This window comes from Xanthomonas sp. D-109 (genome assembly GCF_017746095.1).
Taxonomy (GTDB): domain Bacteria; phylum Pseudomonadota; class Gammaproteobacteria; order Xanthomonadales; family Xanthomonadaceae; genus Xanthomonas_A; species Xanthomonas_A sacchari.
Map to the genome: position 1 here is coordinate 83,085 of NZ_JAGHWV010000008.1, position 14,335 is coordinate 97,419.

Genomic DNA, 14,335 nt, shown 5'->3' on the forward strand with positions numbered 1-14,335 from the left:
TGGCCTGGGTGTGGTGGGGTCATGTGGTTAAAGTTGGTCTCAACTTGCGATATTTATGTAACACCCTTTCATTCCTCGGCTCATCAGGGTTTTGTAGGTGTTGCGGACAATTATCTCAACTCGTTTTTGAGTACTTGGATTTTGCCTCATAAGTGCCTTGTAGCCTCGTACCGATCTGTCCATTCGCGAGCGTGCCTCAGGAAAAACGTTTGGCTGACCGTTAAGCCAGCGTAGGTCAGGCCCAATTATCACGCCGACATAGTCTAGTTCCAGTCCTTGGCACGTATGTATGCAACCCACCTGCTCAACAGAATTCTCCGCAACAGCCCACAAGCTGCCATCGCTTCCCAGGTTCCACTGTGCGCGATAGTCATGTTCCGGGATTTCGATATCCCAGGCATCCGGATTGTTCTTGCTCTTCCAGTCCCAGCAGTAGCCGGCGACTACGCGCGCCTTGTTGTTGATCTTGTTTTTCTCGCGAATCAGGTCGTGCAGTTCCTTTGGCGAGTCGACAATGCGGAAGTCGAAGGATTCGCGATCGAAATCGGCGTTGGCGGTCTCGCGGATGCCCAGGAAGTTGTCTAGCCAGGCGATGTAGCCGTCGGAGCCGGCGCAGCGGAATTGCGAGGCGAGTTCCAGTTCGGTGACGTCTGCGCCGAGTTGGGCGGCCCAGCGGCGTAACTCGTTGGTTTGGCCGATGTCGGCGAGGGTGACGATCTGGTCGTCGTCGACAAAAAAAATGGTGCAGTGGGCACTGCGGATCAGCTCCATGATTTGGTTCTGGCCGAGGTTGCCGTACAGGCCGCTTTTCTCGTTGAGGCGATGCGCCTCGTCCACCACCAATGCGCCGAACACATTCGGTTCGGTCTGGTGGAAGTTGCCCGAACCGGAGAACAGATTGCCGATCTCGATCTTGCGTACGTGTCCAGCCAACTTCTGCGCGTAAACCGCACGTGGTGCTGCATTCTTTGAGACGTATTTGGTGGTGGTGCCGCGCTTGGTCAGTTCGACTAGCAGGTTAATGGCCACCACTGATTTGCCGGTGCCGGGGCCGCCTTTGACGATCACCACCTGCCTGCGTTCGGCGCTGGCCTGCGCGGCACGCGCCAGGCAGGTCTCGTAGACCAGCTTCTGTTCGTCGATCAGCACGAACTCCTGGTTGCCCTTGAGCATGCCGACTACGCTGTCGGCAAGCATCTTGGATGGGCGGATGCGACCGTGTTCGATCTTGTAGAGCAAATCGCCATTGTCGCCCCGGCGCACGTGCTGACGGATGAAGTCGCGCAGCTTGCGCTTCTCTTCCACGCCGCGCAGGAACAGTGGCGCCTTATCGGTGTAGGGCGTGTAGCGTGGGTCGTCGATGGTCCCATCGCGGAAGTGGTTATGCAGGTAAGCGCATGGCCGCAGCTGCACGCCGCCTTCGTGCACCGCTTCGTTGAAGCCTTGCAGCAGAGCTGCATAGGACCAGGCTTGGTAGGACGGGTGCGGGCCTTCGGTCTCGGTCGGCCCGCCGCGTTGCGCGCGGACGATGCCGTCCTTGTCGGTGACAGCGGAGGACGACCATTGTTTGAGTTCGACGATGATTGCACGCGGCTCTTCGGCCTCGCCAAGCCCGCTCAGGATGAAGTCGATACGCTTGGCGGTCTGCGGGATGCCGAACTCGATGCCCACCCCCATATCCGCGGGTAGGCTGTCGTCGCTGAGGACATCGGCCATCTGGGTCAGCGAGTGGCGCCAGGCGCGGAACTCGCTGTCCGGAGCGTAGCGCCCCGTTTTTTGGATGAAGGCAGTAGCGATAATGTCCTCGATCGCCTGCCGCTCGGAGTCGTGCAAGAAAGCGGCACGGGTCGACTGATATACGATCACGCTTTGCGTTCCCCCTGAATCTCTTCCGCAGCTCGACGGGACTTTGAACCGATGCGATGTGGCTGACAAGTCTTGATGTTGGCACACGTACCCTCATCAGCTATGTCGCAGCGAACTTGGAGCAATTCGTATACAAGGCTCAGCCTTTAGATGTTGCTAGTGCCGTGCATCAAAGTTGGCCGATAGGCGACTTGACGCGTCGCAGCCGCAGTAGCAGGATGGAGAAACGGAGCCTAGAAACTCCTCGAACAGCGGTACCCACCTCCGATAAACCGGTGGGTTTTTTGTGCCTGTGTGCTTTGTGGGTGCAACCGACGCGACGTTCTGCGTCGGGAGGGCGGTGAATACAACACCCGCAAGGGGAATAAACCCGCCGGCTGTTCGCGGTTTCTAGCCTCCCGACTTCCCGTCCGCCATGGCGGCGGACGGCCACTTCATGGATGGAGGCGGCGGCGATGTCGGATGACAACGTGGATTTCGAGGCGACGGGTTATTTTCTGCCGGAGGAGAGTCAGTTCCGGCTGGTGCGGTTGGGTGAGCACATCCGGTTCCTTGCGCGGCTGGCCCGCCCGCGCAGTGCGGACGAGGAGCGCGAGATCGCGGCGATCGCGCGGACTGGCGAGTTGTCGGCGTGCATGGAGCTACTGGCCGAGCAGGTGGAACTGGTGTTGCGCGAGATCTCGTGGCCGGGACTGCCGCAGTCGTCTTACGCGCGGAAGACACGGCGATAGCCAGTCTTTACAGATCTTTATCTGGCGTTGGTGCCTCGCTCACCACCGTCAGTTCAGAGCGCGTGCGCCATCGGCCGTATCTGCTGTTCCTGTTCGCCCGGTGCGTGATACCGCAGCTCCTCGGTGCGTTCCGGCGACAGCATTCGGTTGTCGATGCCCGGTTCGAGGCGTCGGGGGAAGCGCTGCACGGGCACGTCCATCAGCTCGCCGAAGGTGCGGTAGGCGGAGTTGCTGTTGATGGTCTCGCCGAAGACCTTGAAGCCGTAGTTCGGATAGTCGCGGTCCTGTGCGTTGAGTTCCGGTACGGCGCGCACCGCGGTATTCCAGCGCTCCAGGATCTCGTGCTTGTCGCCGGTGGCGACCGCGCGCGACGGTTGGTCGTCGCGGATGTAGCTGGTGCTGTCGACCTTTTCGCCGATGGAGCGGGCGTACGCAGGATCGTGCGGGTGGTGCCAGGCGCGCAGCGAGTGCCGGGTGGCGTGGGTGCCGATGGGGATGGCCTGGCCGGTCTGGCGATCGGTGGCCAGGCCATGCAGTTCCGCCACGGCCTTGCCGTGTTCGTCCCGTAACACCCAGAAGGCGTGGCCGGCGATGCCGATGACGCCGAGCGAGCGGGCTTCGATGGCGTAATTGGGCATGGCCGTGTCCTTCCTTGGTCGCTGTGATGGCGCGGGGATCAGAACCGCCGTGTCCTATTCGGGCTCAATGCGGTTGCGTGGCGACGCAGCGATCCAGTGCGGTCTTGAGATCCTGCATCGCCTTGTCGACGCCCAGGTCGACGAAATAGGCGCCAGCGCCCTTGAGGGCGAGCTTGGCCTGGTTGGCGCCCGGTAGGCGCTCCAGGCGCAGGCGAAAGCCGCTGCGGTTCGTTTCGGGGAAATCGCCCGATTCCAGGATTCCCTTGGTCGGGTCTTCGCGGGTGACCTTGGGCCAGGAGCTGCTGGTCTCGGACAGGGTGGCGATGCTGGATTCGGCGCAATCGAACAGGCGCTGGTTGGGCAGGTCGGCCGGGACGCGCAGCACTGCCGAGGCCATGGGTGTCTTGCGGGCGGCAGCGGGCATGCTGCATGCGCTGGCCACCAGCGCCAGGCCGGCGAATTGGGCGATGCGGTGCCATGGCGTCATGAGGACGTTCCTTGCGTGGGCTGCGGCGAGCTTCCTGCTCGGCGCATGCTGCCGAATGCGCTGGGTGTCGCTGCGCGGTCAGCGCCGTGCGCGCCGCCAGGCAATCAATGCCACGGCTGCCAGGGCGGCGACGGTGCCGACCGCAGCCACCTGCGCCGCGCGCTTGGCGCGTTGTTCGCGAAGGCGCAGCGCTTCCGCGTCGGCGTCGTCGGCGGACAGCGGCGAGCGGTACACGCTGTGCGCGGCGGCGCGGCCGGAGAGGGCGGCACGGCGCGCGGGCGGGGTCGGGGCGCTGTCGGTGGCGGTGTCGTCCACGGCGTGGGCGGTGTCGGTGATCATGGTGGGTTGCATCCTCGGCGCTGCGTTCATGCGTGTCTGTCGATCGAGCGGTCGGTTGGTGGCTGACGCCCTATCTTTCCAAGCGCCACGTTAACGCGGCGCGGGGGAAAAGTAATGTGCAGACGCCCGGGTCCCGCTGGCGTTGGCTCAGCCGACCTGGCGGACCATCAGCAACACGCGGGTGCCGTAGGAATCGGCTTCCTGCACGGGCTGCCAGCCGTGGCGGGCGTACAGGCCGCCGTCCAGATGCTCGGTCTGCAGGTGCAGGGCGCCCAGGCCGAGGGCCGCGGCGTCGGCGAGGGCATGGGTAAGCAGGCGGCCGGCGATGCCGCGTCCGCGGTAGGGATCGGCGACGTACATGCCGCCCAACCAGTACGGGTATTGCGGGAAGGCGTCCATTTCCCGGTATTTCAGCTGCACGACAGCGATCAGTCGAGGGCCGTCGAAGGCGGCCAGCACGCGCGGCAGGCCGTGCGTATCCGGGGCGCGCTGGAGCTGGCGCAGTTCGTCGTCCAGCGAGAAGCCGGCCTCGCGGCCCCAGGCCGCGTGGTACCAGGCGGCGATCTGCGGCAGTTCCGGGGCGTGCTGGTCGAGGGGACGGACGTCCATGTGCGGGCGTTGCGGTGATAGGGGAGCCGGCAAGTGTAAGCGGGCAGGGAGCTTCGGCCAGGGCAGGGCGACGCGGCGGCCCGCGTCCGTGCGGGCTGTCGGCCGATCACGCAGGCTGTGCCCGCACGCGCGGCTTGAATGGTGGCCATGTCATCGTGCGTCTCCACGCGCTCACGTCGGCAAGTTTGGCGATAATGTCGGCCTGTTCCGCCAGGATCGCCGCATGACCGCTCTCACCGAACGTTACGCGCGCGCCGTGGACTATGCGCGCATCGCTCACGCCGGCCAGTTCCGCAAGGGCGGCACGGTGCCGTATCTGAGCCATGTGCTGGGCGTGTCGACGCTGGTGCTGGAGGCCGGCGGCGACGAGGACCAGGCGATTGCGGCGCTGCTGCACGACGTGGTGGAGGATTGCGGCGCCGGCCATGAGGCGGTGATCCGCGCGCAGTTCGGCGAGGCGGTGGCGGACATGGTGATGGCGTGTACCGACGCCACGGCCGAACGCAAAGCCGCGCAGACCGACGTGCCGGCCAGGCGCCGCGACTGGCGCATCCGCAAGCAGGCGTACCTGGCGCACCTGGCCGAGGCCCCGGACGCGGTGCTGCTGGTGTCGGCCTGCGACAAGCTCTACAACGCGCGCAGCATCGTCGCCGACCTGGAAGACCCCGACGTCGGCACCGCGGTGTTCGAGCGCTTCACCGCCGGCCGCGACGGCACGCTGTGGTACTACCAGGCGCTGCATGCGATCTATGCCGAACGCGGCGTGGCGGTGCTGCGCGCGTTCTCCAGCGCGGTGACGCGGATGCAGGCGCTGGCTGCGCGTGCCGAAGATGCCGATACGCTGACGGCGCCCGCGTTGAGCTGAGACCTGCGTCACCGGCGACGCTGCGCCTTCGCCGACGACCGACCGAGCGCGCTGCAGCGCGGTGGCCGCGACACGCCCATGGCAGCCGACCGGCTAAGCTTGCGCGTTCCTTCGCGTTGCCGGTCCTGCCCATGTCCACGCCTCCCGCTTTTGCCGCTTCCGGCTTCGTGCGCGTTCGCGGTGCGCGCGAGCACAACCTCAAGGATGTGGACGTGGAGCTGCCGCGCGATGCGCTGGTGGTGTTCACCGGCGTGTCCGGTTCGGGCAAGTCGTCGCTGGCGTTCGGCACCTTGTTCGCCGAGGCGCAGCGGCGCTACCTGGATTCGATCTCGCCGTATGCGCGGCGCCTGATCGACCAGGCCGGCGTGGCCGACGTGGACGCCATCGATGGCCTGCCGCCAGCCGTGGCGCTGCAGCAGCATCGCGGTGCGCCAAGTACGCGCTCGTCGGTGGGCAGCGTCACCACCATCTCCAACTCATTGCGCATGCTGTACTCGCGCGCCGGCACCTATCCGCCGGGGCAGGGCATCATCCATGCCGACGGGTTCTCGCCGAACACGCCGGCCGGCGCCTGTCCCACCTGCCACGGGCTGGGGCGCATCTACGACGCCACCGAGGCGTCGATGGTGCCGGACCGTTCGCTGAGCATCCGCGAGCGGGCGGTGGCGGCATGGCCGCCGGCCTGGCACGGGCAGAACCTGCGCGACATCCTCACCACGCTCGGCCACGACGTCGACGTGCCGTGGGCGAAGCTGCCGAAGAAGACCCGCGACTGGATCCTGTACACCGACGAACAGCCGACCGTGCCGGTGTATCCCGGCTTCACCCTGGCCGAGACCCAGCGTGCGCTCAAGCGCAAGCAGGAACCGGCGTACATGGGCACCTTCAGCAGCGCGCGGCGTTATGTGCTGCACACCTTCGCCACCACGCAGAGCGCGCTGATCAAGAAGCGCGTAGCGCAGTATCTGATCAGCACCGCATGCCCCAGCTGCGACGGCAAGCGGCTGCGCCGCGAGGCGCTGTCAGTGACCTTCGCCGGGCTGGACATCGGCGCACTGTCGCAGCGTCCGCTCGGCGAGGTGGCCGCGCTGTTGCGGCCCGCGGCGGAAGGCCGCATGCAGGGCCGCTCACGGCATCCCGAGCAGGCGCTGGCCGCGCAGCGCATCGCCCAGGATCTGCTGGCGCGGATCCAGGTGGTGGAGGCGTTGGGGCTGGGTTACCTGACCCTGGAGCGCAGCACGCCGACGCTGTCGCCGGGCGAACTGCAGCGGCTGCGCCTGGCCACGCAGATCCGCTCGCAGCTGTTCGGCGTGGTCTACGTGATGGACGAGCCGTCGGCGGGCCTGCATCCGGCCGACACGCAGTCGCTGCTGGGTGCGCTGGACCAACTCAAGGGCGCGGGCAATTCGCTGTTCGTGGTCGAGCACGAGATCGACGTGATCCGCCATGCCGACTGGATCGTCGATGTCGGCCCCGGCGCCGGCGAGCATGGCGGGCAGGTGCTGTACAGCGGGCCGCCGGCGGGACTGGCGCAGGTGCAGGCCTCGTCCACGCGCCGCTATCTGTTCGCCGAACCGCACGCCGCTGCCCATGCGCCGCGCACGCCTGAGGCCTGGCTGCAATTGCGTGAGGTCAGCCGCAACAACGTGGTCGCGCTGGACGTGGACATTCCGCTGGGCGTGTTCACCACCGTCACCGGCGTGTCCGGCTCGGGCAAGTCCTCGCTGGTCAGCCAGGCGCTGGTGGAATTGCTGGGCACGCAACTGGGGCAGGCGCCGGCCGAGGCGGAGGAGGAGCTGGATCCGCTGGAGCGCGGTGCGCGCGTCGCCACCGACGGCTACATCGCCGACGGCCTGCAGCACGTGCGGCGGCTGGTGCAGGTGGACCAGGCGCCGATCGGACGCACGCCACGCTCCAACCTGGCCACCTACACCGGCCTGTTCGACCACGTGCGCAAGCGCTTTGCCGCCACGCCGACGGCGCGCAAGCGCAAGTACGATGCCGGGCGTTTCTCGTTCAATGTGGCCAAGGGGCGCTGCGACACCTGTGAAGGCGAGGGCGCGGTGAGCGTGGAACTGCTGTTCATGCCCAGCGTGTATGCGCCGTGCCCGACCTGCCATGGCGCGCGCTACAACGCCAAGACGCTGGAGATCGAACTGCGCGGCCAGAACATCGCCCAGGTGCTGCGCATGACCGTGGCGCAGGCGCTGGACTTCTTTGCCGACGATGCGGCGATCGCGCGGCCGCTGCAGGTGCTGGTGGAGGTGGGCCTTGGCTATCTGCGGCTGGGCCAGCCGGCCACCGAACTGTCCGGCGGCGAGGCGCAACGCATCAAGCTGGCCAGCGAGCTGCAGCGTGCGCAGCGCCGCGGCACCGTGTACGTGCTGGACGAACCCACCACCGGTCTGCATCCGGCCGACGTGGACACGCTGCTGCGGCAATTGCACGGCCTGGTGGAAGCGGGCAACACGGTGGTGGCGGTGGAGCACGACATGCGCGTGGCCGCGGCCAGCGACTGGATCATCGACATGGGCCCAGGCGCGGGAGGCGCGGGAGGCAAGGTCGTGGCGGCGGGCGTGCCAGCTGTGGTGGCGCAGCAGGCCGACAGTCGAACCGCGCCGTTTCTGGCGGCGGAGTTGGCGGGGTGATCAGGCTTGCTGCAGTGAGCGCCTGTCGCCTGATGTAAATCCCACGTAGGAGCGGCTTAAGCCGCTCCTACGACGGTCGACGAGCCCGCCCGCGCGCCTGGGGCGTGCGCCGCAGCGGCCGATGATGGCTACTGGTCGTCCAGCCCGACGTTCTGCGCCGCGCTGGCCGGCGGTACGTAGACCCGCTCGTGCGGCACCTGCAGCGCCGCCTCGCCGTGCTGCAGGTTCAGCGCCTGCGCGTGCACGAAATCGGTGATGTCGGTGATCGAGAGGGCCTGCCGTTCGCCGTACTGGCGCAGCGCCTGGCCGCGCAGCCCCAGTTGCAGTGCGCGACGCGGCAGCGCGCTGCCGTCGGGCGCGTGGTCCGGGTCCCACTGCAGGCGCACGTCGGACTGCTGGACCGCGTCCTTCCACGCGGCATGGCTGGCGAAGCGTCCCGGATCGAACGTCGACGGGACCGCGGCACGCAGCAGGTCGTCGAAGAAGGCGCGCGGCAGCCGGATCGCCAGGGTCCGCTCCTGCCCTTGCTTCTGCGCCCAATCGGCGCGGTACATCATCCACAGGAAGTTCGGCTTGATCCAGCTCATGCGGTCGTAGCTGAATTCGCCGCCGAAGCGTTGATGGGCCACCGCGAACTGCGCGATCGCGGGGCGGTAGGCCTGGTAGACATCGATCGCATCGGCGTCGAAGTGCGCCAGGATGTGACGGCCCTGGCGGGGCCAGGTGGGCTGCAAGGCAGCATAGGGAACGGAATGCATCTGCGCGCAGTCTACGGCGTCGCAACAACGGCGTCGATCTGCTGCCGTGTTTTCCCGTGTCGGTTGGCTGCGGTCGCACCTGCGTGCACTGAACCGCTCAGCCTGTGCACGCCCCCAGGCTCGCGCGCTGAGACCGGCACTGGCTACCCTGGTGCACCGCCCTTCCCGGAGCCCCCATGAGCCGACGTTCCGGCAGCGCCGATCTGCCCCTGCACGGTGGCCGCGTGCCGCACTGGCTGGGTGCGCGCATGACCCGGCTCGGCGCGGTGATGTGCCAGGCCATCGTGCACAGCTACGGCCGCGACGAACTGCTGCGGCGCCTGGCGCATCCGTTCTGGTTCCAGTCGCTGGGCGCGGTGATGGGCATGGACTGGCATTCCTCCGGCATCACCACCAGCGTGCTGGGCGCGCTCAAGCGCGGCCTGGCGCCGCTGTCCGGCGAACTGGGCATCCATGTGTGCGGTGGCCGCGGGCGGCATTCGCGGGCCACGCCGGATGAGCTGCAGGCAGTGGGCGAGCGCACCGGCCTGGACGGCGCGGACCTGGCGCGGGTCAGCCGCCTGGTGGCCAAGGTCGACAGCGCCGCGGTGCAGGATGGCTTCGACCTGTACCTGCATGGCTTCATCGTCAGCGACGACGGGCGCTGGGTGGTGGTGCAGCAGGGCATGCACTGCGCGCGCAAGCAGGCGCGCCGCTACCACTGGCTGTCGGAAGGCCTGAGCAGCTTCGTCGATGCGCCGCATGCGGCCATCGACGGTCCGCGCCAGGGCCGCATCGTCAATCTCGCCGATCACCGTGCCGCCGCGGCGCGCGCGGCGCAGGTGGGCCTGCTGCAGACGCTGGCGCCGGAGCGCATCGCCCGCGAGTACGCCGCGCTGCAGGCCGCGCAGGCGTCGGCACCGGTCGCCGCAGCGCCGGCCCGCACCGCGCCGCGGCAATGCGAGACGCCGGCCACCGATGCGCTGTTCGCCGAGACCGGCGACCTGTTCGCCCCGGCAGCGGCCACGCTGCCCGAGCGTCGGCCCGCCGACCTGCCGCATCTGTCGCTGCCCGACCATCACGACGTGCGCGGCAGCGACGTCGTGGTGCGGCGCCTGCACGGGGCGCTGGCCGCCGCCGCCGAATGCGGCCCGCGCGATTTCCAGGATCTGCTGCAGGTACCGGGCGTCGGTGCGCGCACCGTGCGCGCGCTGGCGCTGGTGGCCGAGGTGCTGCACGGCACGCCGTGCCGCTTCAGCGACCCGGCGCGTTTCTCGCTGGCCCACGGCGGCAAGGACCGGCATCCGTTCCCGGTGCCGACGCGGGTCTACGACCACACCATCGGCGTGCTCAAGACTGCCGTGGCGCAGGCCAAGCTGGGTCGCGAGGAAAAGCTGGAGGCGATCCGCCGCCTGGACGCGCAGGCGCGCCTGCTCGAACCGACCGCGCGCGGTCCGTCGGTGGAGGACTACATCGCCGAGGAGCGCTCGCAGTCGCACGCCTATGGCGGGCGCAGCGTGTTCGGCTGGGAGCCGGCGCCGGCGGCTGCAGATGAGCGACGCGCCACGCGCGCAGTAGGGCCGTCAGCTTGATGGCCTGTGGTCGTCACGATCGAATTGGATGCAGGGCGCCCTTTTCTAGGCGTCAGCGGCGATTCGGACGCGACGCGTGAGTTCATCGGTCCATCCAACGCATTGCAGTCGGGACTGAAGTCCCTCCCACAAGGAGCGGCCCACCGGCAGCGCGGCCGTCGGCACGTGCACCGGAGACCATGGCTGCGCCCGTGCGTAAGTCCGCCTTCATGCAATGGCGATGGTCGGAGGAGGGCAAGGGGCTGATCGCCTGCCATGTTCCTCCCATTTCAGCGATCGCCCGTATCATGGCGGCCACGACGCAGAGCGTCGGTGCTCCCAACGACGCGTACGCCGAAGGACGTTTTTCCCAGCATGTGGTCTGCCATCAGCAACTTCGGCGACGCGGCGATGACGCTGCCGCTGGCGCTCGCCTGCGCCCTGTGGCTGGCCCTGGGCGGCAGCGGTTGGCGCGCGGCCGGTACCTGGCTGGGCCTGCTGGCGACCGCCGCGGCCCTGGTCGGTGCGACCAAGATTCTCTATGCCGGCTGCGGCCTGGAGTTGCGCGCGCTGCAGTTCCGGGTCATCAGCGGCCACACCATGCTCGCCGCCTGCGTGTGGCCGATGGTCTGCATGTTGTGCCTGCGCGCGCGCCCACGGCCGCGGCTGGCGGTCGCCTGCGGGTTCGCCATCGCCAGCGTGATCGCCATCGCCCGCGTCTACGCACGTGCGCACAGCCTGTCCGAGGTTGCGGCGGGCGTAGTGCTCGGCGCCGTGGCGACCGCCTGCTACCTGCAGTGGCGCGGTGCGCCGCAGTTGCCCGCGCGCCTGCGCGTGTACGCCATCGCATCGGTGCTGTCGGTCTGTGCGCTGATGTACGGACGCCACGCGCCGATCCAGCACGCCATCCAGACCTACTCGCCGGCGCTGTGCGGCCGCGATGGCTGATCGCGGCGTCGCTGGCGTGCAGGCATGTGCACGCGCGCTTCGCCTGTCGTATGCCTGCTCTTGACCTGGGCGTTGCTACACCCGGAACCGATGGCCGTCATGGCCGCTTTCAGGAGACGTCGCGATGCCGGAGCAATCCACCACCACCCGTGCGCGCCGCGCCAAGCGCGAAGGCAAGGCCGGCACCACCCAGGCCGGCGAGTTCGTGCGCGAGGAGATCGATCGCGTGCGCGAGGGCAAGACCGAGGTGAAGTCGACCAAGCAGGCGATCGCCATCGGCCTGTCCAAGGCGCGGCGCGCCGGGGTCAAGACCGGCGCGTCGAAGACCGCGTCGAAAGCCACCAAGAAGAAGGTCGCGCAGGAAGAGGCCAAGGGCGGCAAGCAGGGCAAGCCGTCGCCGACGCGTTCGCGTGGCGCCAAGAAGGCGCTCAAGACCGCCAGCAAGGGCACGACCGCGCGCAAGACCGTCGGCAGCGAGGCGCTGTCGACGCAGACCAAGCGCGCGGCGAAGAAGCGCAGTGCCAGCAGCCGTTCGGCCGCGGCGAAGAAGGCCGCGCAGACCAAGGATGCGACGGTGCGCAAGGCCGCGGCCAAGAAGGCGGCGCAGACCCGCGCCAAGAAGTCCGGTACGCGCACGTCGGCCGCAAAAAAGAGCACGGCCAAGTCCGCCTCGGCGAGGAAGACGACGGCCAAGAAGGCCGCGAGCAAGACGGCTTCGGCAAAGAAGACCGCAACGAAAAAAGCCGCGACGAAAAAGACTGCATCCAAGAAAACCGCATCGAAGAAGTCGATGGCCAGGAAGACACCGGCGAAGAAGAGCGGCACGCGTGCGAGCAGCAAGCGCGCCAGCAAGACGTCGTCCGCACGCAAGGGCAGTGCGCGATAACAAGGCCTAGCTGCCGCATGCTGCGCCGTGGCGCATGGCCGACAGCTCTGATCGCCCAGGAACGTCCGCTGTAGGAGCGGCTTCAGCCGCGACGGGCGTTTCCGGGTGAAGCCCGTTGCGGCCAAAGTCGCTCCTATGGGGCAAGCCGCATTCGGCTTGCTCCAGAAGCCAGTGGTTGGGGGCGTCGCGTCGTCGCGCGGCAGCCGCCTTGCGCGCCCTATAGCTCGGTGTACTTGGTAATGCGCCCCTTGGCGCGCTCGACCGGATACTTGTTCGCGTTCACCTGCATCTTCTGCCGCGCGGCCTCGATCGGATCGATGCCGAGCTTGTCGCACAACTGCACCAGATACAGCAGCACGTCGGCGATCTCGCTGCCGACCTGCTGCCTTTTTTCTTCAGGAAGCTGGCGGCTCTGCGCATCGTCCAGCCATTGGAAATGTTCCAGCAGCTCCGCCGCTTCCACCGAGAGCGCCGCGGCGAGATTGCGCGGACTGTGGAACTGGCCCCAATCGCGGGCATCGGCGAAGGCGCGCTGCGCGGTCTGCAGGTCGTGGAGGCTGTCGGGCATGGGCGTCGGCTCGCAGTGGGGACAGCGCATGGTAATGCAGCGGCCTCTCATGCACGCAGGGCATTGCCTGCAAGGCACGCGCCGCGCTCGCGACATCGGACTCACGGCATGGTCACCGACGTTGCACGGTATCGAGGGCAACACTGCAGTCACATGTTCGCAGACGAAAGGAATTACCCATGCAAGCTTTGACCTATCACGGCACCAAGGATGTGCGCGTGGAGACCGTTCCCGACCCGGTGCTGGTGGAGACCGACGACATCATCCTGCGCGTCACCGCTACGGCGATCTGCGGCTCGGACCTGCACCTGTACCGCGGCAAGATCCCCGACCTGCACAGCGGCGACGTGCTCGGGCACGAGTTCATGGGCGTGGTGGAGGAGGTCGGCCCGGACGTGCAGCGGGTGAAGAAGGGCGACCGCGTGGTGATCCCGTTCGTGATCGCCTGCGGCGAATGCTTCCATTGCCGCCTGACCGAATACGCCGCCTGCGAGACCACCAACACCGGCAAGGGCGCGGCGCTGAACCAGAAGGGCATCCGCCCACCGGCGGCGCTGTTCGGCTACAGCCATCTGTACGGCGGCGTCGCCGGCGGCCAGGCCGAATACGTGCGCGTGCCCAAGGCCAATGTCGGCCCGCTGGTGGTGCCGGACGTGCTGCACGACGAACAGGTGCTGTTCCTCTCCGACATCCTGCCCACCGGCTACCAGGCCGCAGTCAACGCCGGCGTACGCCAGGGCAGCACGGTGGCGATCTTCGGCGCCGGTCCGGTCGGGCTGATGACCGCCGCCTGCTGCCGCATGCTCGGCGCCGAGCGCATCTTCATGGTCGACCGCTATCCGTACCGGCTGGATTTCGCGCAGCGCACCTATGGGGTGATCCCGCTGAACTTCGAGGAGATCGACGATCCGGCCGACATCATCGTCGGCCAGACCGACGGCCGCGGCGTGGACGCCAGCATCGATGCGGTGGGCTTCGAGGCCAAGGGCAGTACTGTGGAAACGGTGATGGCCACGCTGAAGCTGGAAGGCAGCAGCGGCACCGCATTGCGCCAGTGCATCGCCGCCACGCGCCGCGGCGGCACCGTCAGCGTGCCGGGCGTATACGCCGGTTTCATCCACGGCTTCCTGTTTGGCGACGCCTTCGACAAGGGGCTGAGCTTCAAGATGGGCCAGACCCACGTGCAGCGTTTCATGCCCGAATTGCTGGAGCACATCGGCGAGGGCCGGCTGCGCCCGAACGAGATCATTACCCACCGCCTGAGCCTGGCCGAGGCGGCGCAGGGCTATTCGATCTTCGACAAGAAGGAGCAGGACTGCCGCAAGGTGATCCTGACGCCGTAGGCGCGCGCCACGCCCTCGCCCGCTGCATCGGTGGGCGAGGGCAATGCGCTGGCGATGAATGCTTCATGCGTGTGCACGTCGCGGTGTGGTGCGCACACG

Annotated in this window: 13 protein-coding genes and 1 pseudogene; 7 read left to right on the forward strand and 7 right to left on the reverse strand. The window is 67.7% G+C overall.

The window, feature by feature from the left end; translation table 11 throughout:
- Positions 1–39: 39 nt before the first annotated feature.
- On the reverse strand, positions 40–1,866 hold the full coding sequence (locus J7357_RS08515) for a DUF2075 domain-containing protein (RefSeq protein ID WP_209245791.1): 1,827 nt from the start codon (positions 1,864–1,866) through the stop codon (positions 40–42).
- A gap of 455 nt (positions 1,867–2,321) precedes the next feature.
- Between J7357_RS08515 and J7357_RS08520 the strand changes: the two genes are divergently transcribed.
- Entirely contained in the window at positions 2,322–2,597 is a 276-nt protein-coding gene (locus tag J7357_RS08520) for a hypothetical protein (RefSeq protein ID WP_244667377.1), read from the forward strand.
- A 53-nt stretch (positions 2,598–2,650) separates the two neighbouring features.
- On the opposite strand, the gene J7357_RS08525 is transcribed toward J7357_RS08520, so the two are convergent.
- From J7357_RS08525 to J7357_RS08540, 4 genes are all read right to left on the reverse strand, one after another.
- Positions 2,651–3,235 carry a hypothetical protein gene (locus tag J7357_RS08525; protein ID WP_209245793.1) on the reverse strand — a complete coding sequence of 195 codons (585 nt, stop codon included), beginning with the start codon at positions 3,233–3,235 and terminating at the stop codon, positions 2,651–2,653.
- 64 nt (positions 3,236–3,299) lie between these two features.
- Positions 3,300–3,722, reverse strand: a complete 423-nt coding sequence (locus tag J7357_RS08530; RefSeq protein ID WP_209245794.1) for a hypothetical protein — start codon at positions 3,720–3,722, stop codon at positions 3,300–3,302.
- 78 nt (positions 3,723–3,800) lie between these two features.
- Positions 3,801–4,061 carry a hypothetical protein gene (locus J7357_RS08535; protein ID WP_244667378.1) on the reverse strand — a complete coding sequence of 87 codons (261 nt, stop codon included), beginning with the start codon at positions 4,059–4,061 and terminating at the stop codon, positions 3,801–3,803.
- A gap of 147 nt (positions 4,062–4,208) precedes the next feature.
- Positions 4,209–4,670 (reverse strand): GNAT family N-acetyltransferase, encoded by a 462-nt coding sequence (locus tag J7357_RS08540; RefSeq protein ID WP_209245796.1) that lies wholly within the window; start codon positions 4,668–4,670, stop codon positions 4,209–4,211.
- A 223-nt stretch (positions 4,671–4,893) separates the two neighbouring features.
- On the opposite strand from J7357_RS08540, the gene J7357_RS08545 reads away from it, so the two are divergent.
- Together J7357_RS08545 and J7357_RS08550 are read left to right on the forward strand one after the other, a co-directional pair.
- Positions 4,894–5,535, forward strand: coding sequence for an HD domain-containing protein (locus J7357_RS08545; RefSeq protein WP_209245797.1), 642 nt, complete (start codon positions 4,894–4,896; stop codon positions 5,533–5,535).
- A gap of 131 nt (positions 5,536–5,666) precedes the next feature.
- Complete coding sequence (locus tag J7357_RS08550; RefSeq protein ID WP_209245798.1) at positions 5,667–8,183, forward strand: excinuclease ABC subunit UvrA; 2,517 nt, start codon at positions 5,667–5,669, stop codon at positions 8,181–8,183.
- Positions 8,184–8,311: 128 nt separating this feature from the next.
- On the opposite strand, the gene J7357_RS08555 is transcribed toward J7357_RS08550, so the two are convergent.
- The gene (locus tag J7357_RS08555) at positions 8,312–8,941 is read right to left on the reverse strand and encodes a DUF4291 domain-containing protein (protein ID WP_209245799.1); all 630 of its coding nucleotides are present in this window, start codon (positions 8,939–8,941) and stop codon (positions 8,312–8,314) included.
- Positions 8,942–9,117: 176 nt separating this feature from the next.
- Here J7357_RS08555 and J7357_RS08560 point away from each other — a divergent pair, with 176 nt between their 5' ends.
- The 3 genes and pseudogenes from J7357_RS08560 to J7357_RS08570 form a co-directional block, all read left to right on the forward strand.
- Entirely contained in the window at positions 9,118–10,512 is a 1,395-nt protein-coding gene (locus tag J7357_RS08560; protein ID WP_209245800.1) for a DUF763 domain-containing protein, read from the forward strand.
- Positions 10,513–10,866: 354 nt separating this feature from the next.
- On the forward strand, positions 10,867–11,439 hold the full coding sequence (locus J7357_RS08565; protein ID WP_209245801.1) for a phosphatase PAP2 family protein: 573 nt from the start codon (positions 10,867–10,869) through the stop codon (positions 11,437–11,439).
- Positions 11,440–11,563: 124 nt separating this feature from the next.
- Positions 11,564–12,052: pseudogene (locus J7357_RS08570) on the forward strand (DUF6496 domain-containing protein); the annotation flags it as partial.
- A 490-nt stretch (positions 12,053–12,542) separates the two neighbouring features.
- Here J7357_RS08570 and J7357_RS08575 read toward each other — a convergent pair.
- On the reverse strand, positions 12,543–12,893 hold the full coding sequence (locus tag J7357_RS08575; RefSeq protein ID WP_209245802.1) for a nucleotide pyrophosphohydrolase: 351 nt from the start codon (positions 12,891–12,893) through the stop codon (positions 12,543–12,545).
- Positions 12,894–13,072: 179 nt separating this feature from the next.
- Between J7357_RS08575 and J7357_RS08580 the strand changes: the two genes are divergently transcribed.
- The gene (locus J7357_RS08580) at positions 13,073–14,236 is read left to right on the forward strand and encodes a zinc-dependent alcohol dehydrogenase (protein ID WP_209245803.1); all 1,164 of its coding nucleotides are present in this window, start codon (positions 13,073–13,075) and stop codon (positions 14,234–14,236) included.
- The last annotated feature ends 99 nt before the right edge of the window (positions 14,237–14,335 follow it).